Genomic DNA, 15,099 nt, shown 5'->3' with positions numbered 1-15,099 from the left:
GTGGGGAAACATGAAAAGACTGGGTTTGTTTTGGCTGATTCTGCTATTAGTTATTGCGGCATTCTATATGGAACCAGTCTTGTTCCCGCCAAAACTTGAAGTGAAGGAAAACTCTGATCAACAAATCTCAAATCAAATGACAACGTGGAAATACCAGGAGCTTAAAGCAACTGGTTTTTCTACTTATATTGGAAAACCGATCGAACAGCTAGAAAAAGATTTTGGACAATCCTATGATCGATTAACTAGTGGGTTTGGTTTTGAAACAAGATATTATGAAAATAAAGCCAGTCATCTCACGTTTGAAGTGAATGTCCAAGATAGCATGGTCGCAACTGTTAAAGTACTGCAAACAGGACCTGCTGATATCACGCCGTTTTATTTAGGAATGACGATGCAGGACCTAACAAAGCTCACGACTATCTATACTAATTTCACTTTTGAGTATCATGACACAGAAGTTGGAATCGAACTGATGGAAGAGGATATGAATTATCGTCCACTGATTGCTTTTGATAATGACACTTTTGCTATTTTGTTTTTTGATCAAACAACTAACGGTCTGTTTTCAGTTGTATATTTAGATAAAGATAGTCTTTTGAAACTTTTACCGTATCAAGTGTTTGGTGAAGGTCTCCCACATTATGAAGCAGATAAATCGGCTGACTGGGAATCGATCAATCGCGGCAAAGAACGAAAAAGTACGACTTTACTAAACATGCTTAGAAGAGAAGACGAACTTCCTATATACAACCAAACACTTGCCTTTCAAAACCACAGTCGGCTGCTGCTACATGATTTCTTGACAAAGCCTGAAGAAATCTTGTCAGACGAACGCATGGCTGATTGGCAAAAATCGCTAGGCAGTGGACAAACGACAACGAAATTCTCCTTGACGAATGATGAATTGGAGAAGTTAATCAGTAAACAGAAATTAGAAAATACTAGTGGGCTGTTTATTCATCCAGCAATCGACGCTACTTTTTCGTTTTTATATTGGTACAGCGATCCATATAATCATGACCGCTTTATGGATCCGGGAACGGATTCATTAGGCATTGCTTTTTCTAAAGAAAATATGTTAGTCTTATTGCAAGAAGAAAACGGAGAAAGTAGTGATAGCAGTGATCGTTAACGAAGAGCTGTTTCAACTGGAGGATCAATGCCTCCGAGTCGCTGAAATGATAAAAAAGAGTAAAACGATGGCTTCTTATTTCAAACATAAACAATCAATGAAAGAATCTGCAGAAGTCTGCCAATTAAAAGAATCGTTCCTGTCGCAGAAAAAGGCGTTTGAAAATGTAGCGGCATACGGTGAATATGCACCTGATTACCGTGAAAAAAAACGTGCTCTTCGAAACGCAAAAAGACAGCTTGATCTGAATGAGCATGTCGCAGCTTTTAGGTATAGTGAAACACAGTTACAAAGTCTGTTGGATCAAATTGTCCAAGCACTTGCCGAAGAAGTTTCTAATGAAATCAAGGTAGATGCAGGTAGTCCGTTCTTTGAAACGAAAAAACACTTTGGATGCGGAGGGAATTGTCATGCAAGTTGACAATAGTGAATTTGAAATAATAAAACGACGCGGGCTGATCGTATGGGTCTACAGCTTAAAACAATTAAAGAATCTAAAAAAGTTCGGCTTGTTGCATTATGTCTCAAGAAGAATGAAATATGTCGTTCTTTACTTGAATGAAGAGACATTTGAAGAGACAGAAGAACGAATCCGTAAATTACATTTTGTTCGAAACGTAGAACGTTCTTACCGACCAGATATCGAAATGAATTTTGCTGATAAGATAGGTAATAAAACGGTATTAAAAGAAGAAGGTTTCGAAATCGAAGAGCTGAATACAGAAATCCGATTAGCTGAACATCTTTAAAAATCTCTTATGAGCAGTTTTTTAATAAAAAAATAACTTGGACAACTATCAAAAATTGATCATTGTCCAAGTATTTTTTTGTCTTTTTTTTGGTATACTAGTACCAGTACCATTTCTAAGGAGTGAGTAGATGCGGATAATATCAGGAAATTATGGCGGACGCCGCTTAAAAAGTTTAGCAGGGGCGAACACCAGACCAACTACAGATAAAGTAAAAGAATCCATATTCAATATGATTGGACCATATTTTGATGGAGAGACAGTATTGGATCTGTTTGCAGGAAGCGGCGGTCTAGCTATCGAAGCCGTATCCAGAGGCTGTAGTCATGCAGTATGCGTAGACAAAAATTACCAAGCGCTAAAAATCATCAAAGAAAACATCGAGATTACGAAAGAACCAGAGAAGTTTACCACAATAAAACTTGATGCGGACAAAGCAATCGAACGGCTAGCAGCAGAGAAACAACAATTCGATTACTTGTTTCTTGATCCGCCGTATGCAAAACAAAAAATCATTGATCAAATCCATAAAATGGAAGAACTGGGACTTTTTTCTAAAAGCGCAGTTATCGTATGCGAAACGGATAAAACAGTCGAATTGCCAGAATCTGTGGCTGGATTCCATCAAATAAGAAAACAGATTTATGGCATAACAGCTGTGACTATCTATAGAAAAGAGGGAAATCAATGAAACGTGCATTATTCCCAGGAAGTTTTGATCCTTTTACAAAAGGACACTTAGATACAGTGGAGCGTGCGGCTAAATTATTCGATGAGGTGGTAATTGGTGTTTTTATCAATACTTCAAAGAAAAGTTTGTTTCCTCCAGAAGAAAGAATGACATTGATCGCAAAAGCTGTGGCACATCTTCCTAATGTAAAAGTCATACATCAGGAAAATCAATTGACAGTGGAAACGGCAAAAGAAATCGGCGCGGATGCCTTAGTCAGAGGAATACGGAGTATCAAAGACTTCGAATATGAACGAGAAATCGCTCAGATGAACCATCATCTAAACGAGGAATTGGAAACGGTGTTCTTATTGGCAAAACCAGAATATAGCCATGTCAGTTCCAGTATTTTAAAAGAAGTACTGCACTTTGGTGGAGACGTGAGCAGTTATTTACCGCCAGTTATCAACGAAGCTTTAGCTGGAAAGCGTGAATCAAATGAAAGCTAAACAATGGTTGAAAACAGTACTGATTATCATATTTGGAATGTTGATCATCGGATTTGTAGTAGTTCCTCTGCCATATTATGTGGAATCACCAGGAGCAACGATCGATCTGAAAGAATTAATTACAGTCAATGACAAAGAAGACAAAGGTTCTGGGTCTTTCTCTCTTACCTCTGTTGGTATCAGGCAAGCTACCGGATTTTTGGCGCTAAAGGCTAAACTAGCCCCCTTTGAAGAATTGATCAGTAAAGAAGAACTGACTGGTGGGGCAACAAATGAAGAATATAATCAAATGCAGCAGTATTATATGGATTCTTCCCAAAACGCAGCAATCGAACAAGCGTTAAAACTTGCAGGCAAGCCTTATAAAATGGAATTCAAAGGCGTATATGTCATGAGTGTAGAGAAAACATCGAATTTCTTTGGCAAGCTTTCAGTTGGAGATACAGTAACAAAAGTAGACGGCAAAAGCTTTCAAAGTACAGAAGCATTTATGGATTATGTAAAAAGCCAAAAAGTTGGACAAACAATCGAAATCAGCTATTTGCATAATGGTGAAGAAAAAACAGCATCTGGTGATCTGATCGAGTTGCCAACAGATAAAAAGGCAGGAATAGGCATCACACTTACTGATCATACAGAGATCGAATCAGATACAGACGTTCGCATTAATTCTGGCTCTATTGGTGGACCATCAGCGGGATTGATGTTCACTTTAGAGATCTATGAACAGGTCACTGGTAAAAATTTGCGACATGGTAAGCAAATTGCCGGAACTGGAACGATCAACAGCGAAGGAGAAGTCGGCCGAATCGGAGGAATCGATAAAAAAGTAGCAAGTGCGGATAAAGCCGGTGTAGAGATTTTCTTTGCACCAGATGATACGATCTCAGACGATGTTAAGAAAGAATATCCTGAAATAAAAACCAACTATGAAGAAGCAAAAGCCGCTGCCAAAAAATTGAATTCCTCCATGAAAATCGTACCAGTAAAAACAGTACAAGATGCGCTTGACTATCTAGAGAAAATGAAATGAACCAACTAAAAAAATTGTGAAAAAGCTGCTCTGTATCAAGTAATAAGAATAAATAGCTAAGCAAAAACAGATTCTCCTCTTTTGATTGGATTTATTTACCGCAGATGCAAGCTTTTGAGCTAATTGAATACTATTTATTTTGAATAAGGGATTGTGACATATTTTCTGTCACAATCCTTTTTTTCGTCAAAATATCTTTCTGCTAAAAAAAAAAGAAAAAATTGACGTAATTAGATGTTGAAGGGACGATTTTGCCAGAGCACACTGTTTCTTCGATTTCAAATGAAAGGAGTAATGAATGATTTTTACTGATCATTCTCTGTAAAAAGGAATAATGATAGAAAAAATCAGCAAGAAAATACTCACCTCCCCTAGGTTGATTATTTGTATGTCTACGGTAGTTCTTATTTTTTGTATAGCCAGTGGTTTTTTATTGTCAAATCTGTTATTTCATAGAGAACCAGAAGAAATCGCTGCAAAAGAAATACTTTCTCCATTTAGTTCCAGTGAAGAAAATCAATTGCCTGGAGGAAACACTGTAGAAGAGGACGTTCGTCCAAAGGTTATGTACACCGATATCAAAGGAAGTGTGAAGGAGCCTGGTATCTATTCTTTTTCTTCAGAAGAACGGGTCTATGATGTACTAAAGCGCGCAGGAGGATTATTAGAAGAAGCGGATAGCGATCGAATCAACTTTTCTGCGAAGATAGAAGATCAGCAAGTCCTATATATCCCTGCTATAGGTGAAGAGCTGCCAGAACATCTTGATCAGTTGGTATCCCCCGAAGGAAAACAATCTACAGCAGATTCCGAGCCTTCAAAAATAAATATCAATACAGCCAGTCCCTCAGAACTCCAGCAGATTCCTGGGATCGGATCAGTCAAGGCGCAAGAAATCATTCGATTTAGAGAAGAAAACGGATCATTCCAGAAAGTGGAAGACCTGCAGGAGATCTCTGGTATCGGTGAAAAGACAGTTGAAAAACTAAAAAACTTCGTTACAATTAAATAGAATGATTCAGAATCAACTGAAAAGAGCAATAAATGGAGGCTAATGGATGACGGACTTCATTTCGGCAGTGAAGGATATGCTCTTTTGTCAGACGTGATGATTCGGTATATTTAAAGAATAGTTTGTTTAAGCAATGGAGTGCTTTTTTGACCAACTTGAAAAAACGGAGGAATGTAAACCATGTTAGAAAAATCTTCAAAACCATGCGATACGAACAAAGAAAAAATTACTGATAAGACTCAAAACAAACGCATTCCCTGGGACCAGTACTTTATGGCTCAGGCAGTATTGTTATCTTTACGCAGTACGTGTACACGTTTAGAAGTAGGAGCGACACTCGTGAGGGAAAAACGGATCATTGCTGGCGGCTATAATGGAGCAGTCAGTGGAGATGTCCACTGCATAGATGAAGGCTGCTATGTTGTAGATGGACACTGTTTGCGAACGATCCATGCAGAGATGAACGCGCTGCTACAGTGCGCGAAACTCGGTATCCCGACGGAAGGTTCGGAAATCTATGTCACACATTTTCCATGTTTAGCTTGTACAAAAGCTTTGCTGCAAGCTGGTGTTAAAGGGATCAATTATCTCCATGACTATCGAAATGATCCGTATGCTCAAGCGTTGATTGAACAATTAGGCGTATCTGTACACCAAGTTGCTTTAGACTCGCAGCATTTTTCAAAACTTCAAAATGAATTAACAGGAAAACATGTCTAGCGTTTTAGAAAGGCATGTTCGAAATCGGTTGATTTTTCCGGCAGTTACGTCGATGATTATTTGTTTGTTGTATGATACGGACAATTGGATTTATCGTTTGTTTCTTGCCGGAATTTTTTTGTGGTTTTCGCTAAAAGAAGGACGTTTTATCGCGTACTTCTGTATTGTGGGTAGCATAATGGTATCCGTTTCTTATAAGCTACAAGAATATTCATTTTTAGAGGAAAAAGAAACAGCTGCGCAAATGATTTTATCTACAGATACGATTCGTGCAAATGGTAGTTTTTTGACAATGGAAGGAAGGTTGTCAGAGAGTAAACAGAAGATACAGCTTTCTTATCAAGTAAACACCGAAGCAGAGTTGAAAACTTGGCTTGGGTTCCGAGGGAAGGGGATAGAATTGACAGCTGAAGGCGAGTTTATTTCTCCCGAAAAAAAGCGAAATCCTTATACTTTTGACCAAGAAGCTTACTTCAGGAACCATAGAATCTCTGGTCGATTCCAAATTCAAAGGGTCGAAAAAATTACCATACAAAATCATTGGCGAAATTGGCTCCAGAGAAAAAGAGGCGCTCTTATTTCTTTTGTCCAATCTGAATTTCCGCAAAAAATAAGTGTATATATCAATTCTTTATTATGGGGTTATAAAGATTCAGGATTCAGAGAATCAGAAGAAATTTTTAGGGCGAGTGGTTTGCTGCATCTATTCAGCCTATCGGGATTACACATCCAATTTTATTTAGGGTGGCTGTATTATTTGTTTCGACGTATCGGATGGCCACTGCACGTCAGCATCATTCCGTTGAGTCTGCTAACTATCTGTTATGTTTCTCTTGCAGGCAGTTCTATTTCTGTCTTGCGTGCTAGTCTGTTGTTTTTATTGCGGTTGCTAGTCAAATTATTGAATAAACGTTACTCCTCTATGGACTTATTTGCAGTTGTCTTTTGGCTTCTTTTGCTATTTGATCCTCGATTTCTTTTTCATGCGGGCGGGCAGCTTAGTTTTTTCATGAGTTTTTTGTTTATCCTGATTTCTTTTGATGGAGATTGGATGAAAAAAACGGCTTCTCATGTCCTATTTACCATGATCACGATGCCATTGATTGTATGGCATTTTTATGAGTGGCCTCTTTTAGGCAGTCTTTTTACATTACTGATTGCACCGGTATTCAAGTTTCTTTTTCTTCCTAGTGCGTTCTTTCTCACGCTTTTCAATCGCTGGTTGCCGAGAACCTTACTTTTGCTGATAGAAGAGGGACTGATCTTGTTTGAACGAGTAATCGATTTGTTTTCAGGATCGCCTCTTGTTATAGGGCGTCTACCTCTTGTGCTATCAGGGGTATATATTTTCGGATTGCTGATTTGTATGGATAGATTGAACGAGCAGCCGATGAAACTCTTGTTTTATGTTGGTCTGTTTTCTTTGATGTTATTGACTTTGCCATTTTTACGTTTTTCTTCAACGATTGCTTTTATCGATGTTGGCCAAGGAGACAGTATCTTTTTGCAAAGTCCTTTTCGAAAGGAAACGATTTTGATTGATACGGGTGGTAAGTTGTACTTTGAAAGGGAAAAGTGGGCGCAAGGTATCGTACGACCTCCTGCTGAAAGGAATATCGTTCCATATCTAAAAGGACAGGGAATAAGTGTGATCGATAAACTCATCTTGACACACGACGATACGGATCATGTGGGAGAATTGTCCACATTATCTCAGCATTTCACCATCAAAAAAATTTATATTGGCTGGGGTGCTGGACGAAATGAGCCGTTGCGAAGGCATTTAACAGAAGCTCAAAAAAATGGCGCTAAAATCATTGAAGTCAAACATGGCGACAGGATCAAAGGCTATTATGATCTTTATGTATTGACCCCTTTTGAAAAGGGAGAAGGAAGAAATGAAGATTCGGTTGGTTTATGGCTGGACTATAATAATCAGCGTTTTTTGTTTTTAGGCGATTTGAATCAAGCGATGGAAGAACAGCTGCTTTCTGTTTATCCTAATTTGAAAGCCGACGTAGTCAAATTAGGTCACCATGGTAGCCGCACATCAAGTAATACGGATTTTCTTTCCCGTATTGAAGCGAAACATGGAATTATATCCTGCGGAGTAAATAATCGTTATGGTCACCCTCACAGCGAAGTATTGGAGGCACTAGAAGAAAATCAGATAAGAACATGGCGAACCGATCAGCAAGGAATGATCACCTATCGCTGGCATCCAGTTTTTCATCCTCATGGTCTAGTGGAAATAATGATAGACTAGTAATTCTCATCTTCTCATGGTAGGATAATTTTGAAAGTGGTGAGTAATTTGAGTATACAAGCAGAGTTACAAAAAATACGTAAAGAAAAACTTGCATCTTGTTACTTGATCTTAGGAACAGAAAAGTTTCTCCAAGATCAAGTTCGGGCAGAAATAGTTAAAAAAATCAAATTAGAGGGCGAAGATGATTTAAATTTTTTAAGTTTTGACATGGAAAATGCAAGTTTAGAGGAGGTAGTGGCTGAAGCAGAGACATTGCCGTTTTTCGGAGATCAACGATTAGTATTTGTGGAGAACCCATATTTTTTAACAGGTGAGAAAGTAAACAATGGGATCGAACAAAATACTGATTTACTGACAGCTTATTTGAAAGAACCACTAGAATCGACTGTATTAGTATTTTTTGCACCATATGAAAAGTTGGATGAACGGAAAAAAGTAACGAAACAATTGAAAAAAACAGCAACCATCATCAACGTCCAACAGTTGAATGAAAAAGAAGTACGTCAATATCTGATGAATACCTTAGAGAACTCTTCCATCAAAATGGAACGAAACGCCATTGATTTATTCTTGCGGTTGACCGACTTAGATTTATCCAAAATGATGAGAGAGTTACAGAAATTAATTCTTTATGGACAAAATCAACAGCAGATCACTGTTCGAGAAGTAGAACAATTAGTTCCTAAAACATTGGAACATAATATTTTTGACATGACCCAATATATTTTAAAAGGGAAGACAGAACAAGCCTTGCGTTTATATGAAGATTTAGTCATGCAAGGGGAGGAAACAATTAAAATCAATGCGATTTTACTTTCTCAATTACGTTTGTTTTTACAGACAAAATTTCTTGTAAAGATTGGCTATCAGCAGGCCAATATTGCAGAAACATTAAAAATCCATCCCTACCGTGTAAAACTTGCCATGCAAGAAGTACGGAAATTCGATGAACAGTTGCTGGTACAGTTATTTGATCAATTAGTCGAAATGGATTATCAAATCAAAACGGGACAAATCGAAAAAGAATTAAGTTTTCAACTTTTCGTTTTGCGCACAGGGCAGTTGTTGAGAAATCGATAGAAAGAAAGAAGAAGCCAAAAGCATGCGGGAATACTGGTTGCTTTTGGTTTTTTTGACAAATAAAAAAACCGGCCGAAGCCGATTCTTTTACTTAGCGATTTTTTTGCTTAAACGAGATTTGTCGCGGTTAGCTTTGTTTTTGTGGATTAGACCTTTTGATTCAGCCATATCAATAGCTTTAACAGCTTCTTTATATAACGCATCTACGTTGTCAGCACCTGAAGCTACAGCATCTTCAAATTTTTTGATTGCAGTACGCATAGCGCTTGTTTGAGATGAATTTTTCACATTAGCGTTTTCGCTTGTACGAACACGTTTGATTGCAGATTCAATGTTTGGCATTAGTTTCACCTCCGATAACTTAAGTTCTTACGCGTGTGACCGCATAATTCAACATTCATTATTATACCTAAAGGCAGCGCGCTTTGCAATATGAACATGACAAGTTTTTTTCCTTAACAGTCTTTTATTTAAACTTTTTTATCAGTAAAAACAGATAAATCAAGCTGAAAAAATCAAAAAGACGCTATTGTGGGAGGCAATAGCGTCAAACCAAACTAGATTTTTATTTATCTATTTAAACAAAGATTGAATGGGAATGTTTGGTACTAAGTCATTATATAACAAAGAGAACCGTTTGCAAAGTTTTTTTTGAAAAGGGATACGATTCCCTATTGTTCTTTGTTTTTCTATTAAGAAACTGCAGTTATTTTATAACCAGTCACCTTTGATCGGTAAAGGTTATTCTGGTGTACCGATTATTTTAATGTATTCATCAATATTTTTTATCAACATTTTTTTAATGACTAACTGATTCCGACGGTTCCATTTGCCACTTACTTCCAGTACATATTTATTTAGTGGCAAACGTAAGATGTACTTTGCCAAATAGCGATCTTTAAGCAGGCCATTGATCACACGGTCCTCAAGCTGCAAGTTGATTCCAGTCAGCATCATTGGCTGTTCTTGTAAAACATACGTATCAATTAAAAGACCTTCAAAAGTTTCCACAAGCGTCTTCCTTTCTTTCCAAAGTAACCTGAGAACAGGTACTATTTCTTCCATTTTGATATTCGTTAAAGTGGATGCAATCATTCCTTCTTTTGTCCACTGTAATCTAGTATAACAAAAAAGAGGAGAAGAGCCAAAAAGAAAAAAGAGCATCGATTTCAATAGGAAATCTCATTCGCTCGGTCATTGTTTAAAAAAGCTCCTGCATCGCAGGAGCTTCCCCTATATCATTCTAATAGGTCAATCAAAAAGCAGTATCTAACACATTTTGTATCAAATCAGGAAATAAAAGATAAGCTAAGCCCAGAATCAAAAGTACCGCTAAAAGAAACCAGCCAATTGTTCCTATGAAATACTTCAATTTTTCGAACATTGTATCACCTCGTTGTCAGTATATCACGGATCAGTAAATTGGGGGTGTTAAGAATCTCCTAAAAATAGGCAAAATTTGATCTATTTTCCTAAAGCAAATACTTGTAAGATACAGTAAGTAATGCCAGAAGCAATGACTGGTCCGGCGGCGATTCCTCTTAAGAAAACAACACCTAAAATCGTGCCAAACACAAGCGCAACAGTGATTTGCGGATCAGAAGCAATCAATCCTACGCCCTTGGAAGATAAGACAGCCACTAGCCCACCGCAAAAAACAGCTACCCAGCCGATAGGGGATTTAAAGGCTTCTAATAAATCACGTAGACCGATTTCTCCTGTTGCGATAGGGATCAGAATAGCTGCAGTGATGATCGTCACACCAATATTGATTCCTTTGCCTTGAAGCCAAGGGAAAAAGGAACGGGAGGCTGGTACGAGCTTCATAATCAGAACAAAAGCTGCCGCTATCATTAGACTTTGATTCTTAGCTAAAATTGCTACAAGTAAAATAATACCTAAAAAAAGCCAACTTTCCATAAAATATATTCCTCACTTTCTTCGAAACAATCATAACATCTTTTTTGAAAGTTGCAAAAGCAGGAATTTATCCTTCGAAATCTATTCATACGCTGATTTTTTCATAAAATAAACAAAATCATAAAAAACTTCACTTATTTGGCAGAAGACAGCCGTGCTTGGTATAGTGGACAAGACTTACATTTTTTTGAAGAATCAGAAAGAGCAGGTAAAGGTCTTAGTAAGCGCAAGCCATTCAGAATAACCAATATCGTGCTTCCTTCGTGTCCTACTACTCCAAGAGGTAGATTTAAAAATTGCAAGAAGTTAGAAGCAATCAACAAGAGAATAACAAGAATCGAAAAAATGATATTTTGTTTGATGATCCGCCGCATTTTTAAAGATAGCCGATGACTGTAGACGAATTTATCTAAGTCATTTTTCATTAAGACGATGTCTGCGATATCCATTGCGGCGTCTGTTCCTTGTCCCATAGCGATACCTAATGAAGCAGCTGCTAAAGCAGGCGCATCATTGACTCCATCACCAACCATCGCATTTACTTGGTAAAGTTTATTTTCTTTTTTGACTAGTTGTGTTTTTTCTTCCGGAGTACAGCTTGCATAGTAATGTTCAATCCCTACTTGTTCAGCAATAGCCTTTGCTGTGCCAGAATGGTCGCCAGTTATCATACTTGTATGGATGTTTTGGGATTTAAAGTAGGAAATCACCTGTTGGGCATTTGCTTTTGGAATATCCAACAGACCTAAAACAGCGATTAACTGTTGATCTTTAGAAAGATAGATTACAGTTTTTCCTTGATTTTCTAAACGTTCGATCATTTCCCCAATCTCTTTGCTGATTATCATCGTTTCAGGATCATAAGCGTGTTTGCCAACTTTCCATTGCGCCCCTAAATAGGTAGTTTGTAATCCAAAACCAGTAATTTCTTCTATTGATAGGCATTGGATTGCTTCGGGTATTGTGCAATCGAAATATTGTAAAATCGCATGAGCAAGAGGGTGTGTCGTTTTTTGTTCCATAGTAACAAGAAGTTGTTGTGCCAAATCCTTCTCATCAAAGAAAAAGCTGTCAGTCACAACTGGTTTTCCTTTAGTGAGCGTTCCTGTTTTATCAAAGGCAATCGCTTTTAATTCAGATAGCTTCTCTAAATGGATCCCGCCTTTGATTAGAATCCCATTTTTTGCAGAATTTGAAAGAGCAGCTAGAGAAGCAGGAGTAGCGGATGCGACAAGCGCGCAAGGAGAAGCCACGACTAATAATACCATTCCTCGATAAAAGCTTTCATCCCAACTCCAACCTAAGAAAAAGTGGGGGAGAAGGATCATTAGAGGCACAGCAAGCAAAATCAATTTTACATAATTGTTTTCGATCCGTTCGATAAATGAAGCTGTTTGAGTTGGCGTATTCTGCGCTTCTTCCACTAATTGGATAATCTTAGCAAAGACAGTTTCGGCACTCGTTTTTGTTACTCGAATCGTAATGGGATTTCCTTGATTCAGCGTACCTGCAAACATCTCATCTCCTAAATATTTTTCTACAGGTACAGATTCACCGCTTAATGCAGACTCATCGATCGTTGCCTGTGTGCTTTCTAAACAACCATCGATCGGAACAGCCGCTCCTTTAGCGACGAACACCAAGTCATCCACCTTTAATTGCGAAACATCTACTTCTTGCATTTGTCCGTTTTCTTTTAGCAACTGAGCTTTTTGTGGCTGAAGATTCATCAAAGCGGTAATTTCTTTTTGACTTTTATTGGTTGTGTATTCCTCTAATGCACCGCTTAAACAAAAGATGAATGTCAACATTGCTCCCTCAAAGTAATTACCAATCAAACAGGCACCGATAGCGGCTAAAGCCATCAATAAGTCCACATTCAGTGTTCGGTCATTCCACAATTCTTTCAAGCCTTCCGATGTTTGTTTGTATCCACCGATGATAATAGCGCTGATATAAAAAAGCGGGGTGATGGTGAGAGAGAATCGGTCGAAAATAAAACCGGCAATCATAAATAAAAGACAGCCAATTGTTGCTGCAAAAGCTTTTTTCTGATTAGTCATCGTTATCAGTCCTCCTTGTCAAAACAAGGATAGCATAATAAAAATGTAATTGATAATAAAAACAGCTAAATGAGAACGATAATGGTTATCATTTGACTATGGAGCTCGATGCGGCTTTTATTATTTATAATAATTATCATCAAATAAAATAAAAAACCAGAACATTTCTCATACAAGAGAATTGTTCTGGTTTTTCTTACATTGCGATAAACCAATAACCAATTAAAATGATACCAAGGATAATACGATACCAGCCAAAAGCGGTAAAGTCGTTTTTCTTCAAATAACTTAATAAGAATTTAATAGCTAAGACAGAAACCACAAAAGAGACGAATGTTCCTACAAGAAGAACAACAGTTTCTTCCATTTTGAATGAATTCCCTTCAGCTAAATATTTGACGATCTTCAAGCCGCTTGCGCCAAACATGACAGGAATCCCTAAGAAAAATGAGAATTCTGTAGCGACAAAACGTGAAGCGCCAATCAAGATAGCTCCTAGGATCGTTGCACCAGAACGGGATGTTCCGGGAACAAGTGCCAAGACTTGGAATAACCCAACAAGAAGAGCTGCTTGGTACGTAAAGTCATTCAGCGAAGTCCAACGAGGTGTTTTGTTTTTGTTACGTTTTTCGACAATAATAAAGGCAATACCGTAAACGATCAAAACAATGGCAACGGGTAAGAACTTGTGGAAATTTGCTTCTAACCAATCATCCAAAGGCAAACCAATGATGATGGCTGGTATACAAGCAACGATCACTTTAAACCAAAGTGTCCAAGTATCTTTTTTTTCTATCGTTGATTTACTTGGAGAAAAGGGGTTTAATTTGTGAAAATAAAGAACGACGACAGCTAAGATCGCCCCTAATTGGATAACGACATTGAACATCGACATAAATTGTGAACTGGCATCCAGTTTGATGAATTCATCTGCTAGGATCAGATGACCAGTACTACTGATGGGCAGCCATTCCGTTATTCCTTCAATAATACCGAGAATCACTGCTTTAATAATATTTGCAAAAAACATAAATTCCTTCCTTCCCAATTAAGATACATCTTATAGTATACCGTTATTTTTTGATAAACCCAATCTGTTTTTTAATATTAAGAAAAACTTGAGAAATGAAGCAGATAAGAATACGAAGAGAAAAAAAGAAGACAAAGCCCTCGTTCAGACTTTGCCTTTTATGATTCTCTGTTAAAAATTAAAATATCCCATCATAAAAACGAGTCTCGACTATGTGCTTTCCCGTTTTCGATATAAGACGTATCGTTGATACCATGGATAGAAAATCGACCGTTTGCATAAGTAACCTTTGTTACGCTGCCGTTTAAAAGACCAGCACGAACAGGCTGTTTAGGATCGATCAGATTAAGCAAGAAGGCAATCGTCAAACCATGTGATACGACTAAAACATTTCCGCCGCCGTTTTTTTCGCAGTGATGGGCGATATCTTCAAATCCTGTCCACACACGATCTCGCAATGTTTCATAAGTTTCTGCCCATCCAGCCGTATCCAAGTTGTATACAGCATTGGCAATTTGTTCAAAAGAAACTTCTGTGGTAAACATTTCATCATATGTTTTAAAATTCAATACGCGAGGGATCACACCCCACATTTCCATGTCATAGCCGCCTTCAAGAGACCCGAAGCACCATTCTCTGATCCGTTTCTCGATAAAATAAGGAATTTCTTTTCCCTTAGAATGTTCTCCTAGAATAATACGAGCAGTTTCGATCGCCCGACCACTGTCACTAGAATAAGCAAAAGAAAAGTCGACATCTTTTAACCCGCGCCCTAAATAATGGATGCCTTCTTGTCCTTGTTTTGTGAGTGGCGTATCACACCAGCCTTGTACGCGTTCGATTGTATTGAACATCGTTTTTCCATGCCGTACGATATAAAGTGTAGTTTCTGTCATTTTATTCTCCTCC

At 37.8% G+C, this 15,099-nt stretch carries 17 protein-coding genes; 10 read left to right on the top strand and 7 right to left on the bottom strand.

Annotation, left to right across the window (positions count from 1 at the left end; translation table 11 throughout):
* The first annotated feature begins 10 nt into the window (after positions 1-10).
* The 10 genes from IGJ53_RS08365 to holA all read left to right on the top strand — a co-directional run bounded on the left by IGJ53_RS08365 (position 11) and on the right by holA (position 9,177).
* Positions 11-1,135 (top strand): CAP-associated domain-containing protein, encoded by a 1,125-nt coding sequence (locus IGJ53_RS08365; protein ID WP_002374460.1) that lies wholly within the window; start codon positions 11-13, stop codon positions 1,133-1,135.
* Positions 1,116-1,556: a YlbF family regulator gene (locus IGJ53_RS08360; RefSeq protein ID WP_259742420.1), complete on the top strand. Its 441-nt coding sequence runs from the start codon at positions 1,116-1,118 to the stop codon at positions 1,554-1,556. Before IGJ53_RS08365 ends, IGJ53_RS08360 begins: the two co-directional genes overlap by 20 nt.
* The gene (locus IGJ53_RS08355) at positions 1,546-1,884 is read left to right on the top strand and encodes a YlbG family protein (RefSeq protein ID WP_002292197.1); all 339 of its coding nucleotides are present in this window, start codon (positions 1,546-1,548) and stop codon (positions 1,882-1,884) included. The genes IGJ53_RS08360 and IGJ53_RS08355 overlap by 11 nt, the downstream gene beginning before the upstream one ends.
* A 130-nt stretch (positions 1,885-2,014) precedes the next feature.
* Positions 2,015-2,575 carry a 16S rRNA (guanine(966)-N(2))-methyltransferase RsmD gene (gene rsmD / locus IGJ53_RS08350; protein ID WP_259742421.1) on the top strand — a complete coding sequence of 187 codons (561 nt, stop codon included), beginning with the start codon at positions 2,015-2,017 and terminating at the stop codon, positions 2,573-2,575.
* Positions 2,572-3,063 (top strand): pantetheine-phosphate adenylyltransferase, encoded by a 492-nt coding sequence (coaD, locus tag IGJ53_RS08345; RefSeq protein ID WP_002374472.1) that lies wholly within the window; start codon positions 2,572-2,574, stop codon positions 3,061-3,063. Before rsmD ends, coaD begins: the two co-directional genes overlap by 4 nt.
* Positions 3,053-4,096 carry a SepM family pheromone-processing serine protease gene (locus IGJ53_RS08340; protein WP_002292194.1) on the top strand — a complete coding sequence of 348 codons (1,044 nt, stop codon included), beginning with the start codon at positions 3,053-3,055 and terminating at the stop codon, positions 4,094-4,096. The genes coaD and IGJ53_RS08340 overlap by 11 nt, the downstream gene beginning before the upstream one ends.
* Positions 4,097-4,529: 433 nt before the next feature.
* The gene (locus tag IGJ53_RS08335) at positions 4,530-5,108 is read left to right on the top strand and encodes a helix-hairpin-helix domain-containing protein (RefSeq protein ID WP_259742422.1); all 579 of its coding nucleotides are present in this window, start codon (positions 4,530-4,532) and stop codon (positions 5,106-5,108) included.
* A 180-nt stretch (positions 5,109-5,288) separates the two neighbouring features.
* The gene (locus tag IGJ53_RS08330) at positions 5,289-5,828 is read left to right on the top strand and encodes a ComE operon protein 2 (RefSeq protein ID WP_002292191.1); all 540 of its coding nucleotides are present in this window, start codon (positions 5,289-5,291) and stop codon (positions 5,826-5,828) included.
* Positions 5,821-8,094 carry a DNA internalization-related competence protein ComEC/Rec2 gene (locus IGJ53_RS08325; protein ID WP_438750025.1) on the top strand — a complete coding sequence of 758 codons (2,274 nt, stop codon included), beginning with the start codon at positions 5,821-5,823 and terminating at the stop codon, positions 8,092-8,094. Before IGJ53_RS08330 ends, IGJ53_RS08325 begins: the two co-directional genes overlap by 8 nt.
* Positions 8,095-8,130: 36 nt before the next feature.
* Positions 8,131-9,177: a DNA polymerase III subunit delta gene (holA, locus tag IGJ53_RS08320; RefSeq protein WP_002335668.1), complete on the top strand. Its 1,047-nt coding sequence runs from the start codon at positions 8,131-8,133 to the stop codon at positions 9,175-9,177.
* An 87-nt stretch (positions 9,178-9,264) separates the two neighbouring features.
* Here the strand turns inward: holA and rpsT are convergent, their stop codons facing one another.
* The 7 genes from rpsT to IGJ53_RS08285 form a co-directional block, all read right to left on the bottom strand.
* The gene (gene rpsT / locus IGJ53_RS08315; protein WP_002292188.1) at positions 9,265-9,519 is read right to left on the bottom strand and encodes a 30S ribosomal protein S20; all 255 of its coding nucleotides are present in this window, start codon (positions 9,517-9,519) and stop codon (positions 9,265-9,267) included.
* Positions 9,520-9,918: 399 nt separating this feature from the next.
* On the bottom strand, positions 9,919-10,188 hold the full coding sequence (locus IGJ53_RS08310) for a hypothetical protein (RefSeq protein WP_002289125.1): 270 nt from the start codon (positions 10,186-10,188) through the stop codon (positions 9,919-9,921).
* A 244-nt stretch (positions 10,189-10,432) separates the two neighbouring features.
* On the bottom strand, positions 10,433-10,561 hold the full coding sequence (locus IGJ53_RS08305) for a hypothetical protein (protein ID WP_002292186.1): 129 nt from the start codon (positions 10,559-10,561) through the stop codon (positions 10,433-10,435).
* A gap of 80 nt (positions 10,562-10,641) precedes the next feature.
* Positions 10,642-11,097: a DUF441 domain-containing protein gene (locus IGJ53_RS08300; protein WP_002315133.1), complete on the bottom strand. Its 456-nt coding sequence runs from the start codon at positions 11,095-11,097 to the stop codon at positions 10,642-10,644.
* Between the two features lie 134 nt (positions 11,098-11,231).
* Positions 11,232-13,160: a heavy metal translocating P-type ATPase gene (locus tag IGJ53_RS08295; protein ID WP_438750023.1), complete on the bottom strand. Its 1,929-nt coding sequence runs from the start codon at positions 13,158-13,160 to the stop codon at positions 11,232-11,234.
* Positions 13,161-13,356: 196 nt separating this feature from the next.
* Positions 13,357-14,190, bottom strand: coding sequence for an undecaprenyl-diphosphate phosphatase (locus tag IGJ53_RS08290; protein ID WP_002309434.1), 834 nt, complete (start codon positions 14,188-14,190; stop codon positions 13,357-13,359).
* Positions 14,191-14,381: 191 nt separating this feature from the next.
* Positions 14,382-15,086, bottom strand: a complete 705-nt coding sequence (locus IGJ53_RS08285; RefSeq protein ID WP_002329133.1) for a histidine phosphatase family protein — start codon at positions 15,084-15,086, stop codon at positions 14,382-14,384.
* Positions 15,087-15,099 lie beyond the last annotated feature (13 nt).

Source organism: Enterococcus sp. DIV1283b (genome assembly GCF_051710965.1).
GTDB lineage: Bacteria > Bacillota > Bacilli > Lactobacillales > Enterococcaceae > Enterococcus_B > Enterococcus_B lactis.
Note: the sequence above shows the minus strand (reverse complement) of the source record. Positions and strands in the feature narration are given on the sequence as shown.

What these genes read in the sequence shown, in the direction of transcription:
- IGJ53_RS08330 (WP_002292191.1), top strand. Translation starts at nt 5,289, where the DNA reads ATGTTAGAAAAATCTTCAAAACCATGCGATACGAACAAAGAAAAAATT.
- IGJ53_RS08355 (WP_002292197.1), top strand. Translation starts at nt 1,546, where the DNA reads ATGCAAGTTGACAATAGTGAATTTGAAATAATAAAACGACGCGGGCTG.
- coaD (WP_002374472.1), top strand. Translation starts at nt 2,572, where the DNA reads ATGAAACGTGCATTATTCCCAGGAAGTTTTGATCCTTTTACAAAAGGA.
- IGJ53_RS08305 (WP_002292186.1), bottom strand. Translation starts at nt 10,561, where the DNA reads ATGTTCGAAAAATTGAAGTATTTCATAGGAACAATTGGCTGGTTTCTT.
- IGJ53_RS08365 (WP_002374460.1), top strand. Translation starts at nt 11, where the DNA reads ATGAAAAGACTGGGTTTGTTTTGGCTGATTCTGCTATTAGTTATTGCG.
- rsmD (WP_259742421.1), top strand. Translation starts at nt 2,015, where the DNA reads ATGCGGATAATATCAGGAAATTATGGCGGACGCCGCTTAAAAAGTTTA.
- IGJ53_RS08325 (WP_438750025.1), top strand. Translation starts at nt 5,821, where the DNA reads ATGTCTAGCGTTTTAGAAAGGCATGTTCGAAATCGGTTGATTTTTCCG.
- IGJ53_RS08290 (WP_002309434.1), bottom strand. Translation starts at nt 14,190, where the DNA reads ATGTTTTTTGCAAATATTATTAAAGCAGTGATTCTCGGTATTATTGAA.
- IGJ53_RS08300 (WP_002315133.1), bottom strand. Translation starts at nt 11,097, where the DNA reads ATGGAAAGTTGGCTTTTTTTAGGTATTATTTTACTTGTAGCAATTTTA.
- rpsT (WP_002292188.1), bottom strand. Translation starts at nt 9,519, where the DNA reads ATGCCAAACATTGAATCTGCAATCAAACGTGTTCGTACAAGCGAAAAC.
- IGJ53_RS08295 (WP_438750023.1), bottom strand. Translation starts at nt 13,160, where the DNA reads ATGACTAATCAGAAAAAAGCTTTTGCAGCAACAATTGGCTGTCTTTTA.
- IGJ53_RS08285 (WP_002329133.1), bottom strand. Translation starts at nt 15,086, where the DNA reads ATGACAGAAACTACACTTTATATCGTACGGCATGGAAAAACGATGTTC.
- IGJ53_RS08340 (WP_002292194.1), top strand. Translation starts at nt 3,053, where the DNA reads ATGAAAGCTAAACAATGGTTGAAAACAGTACTGATTATCATATTTGGA.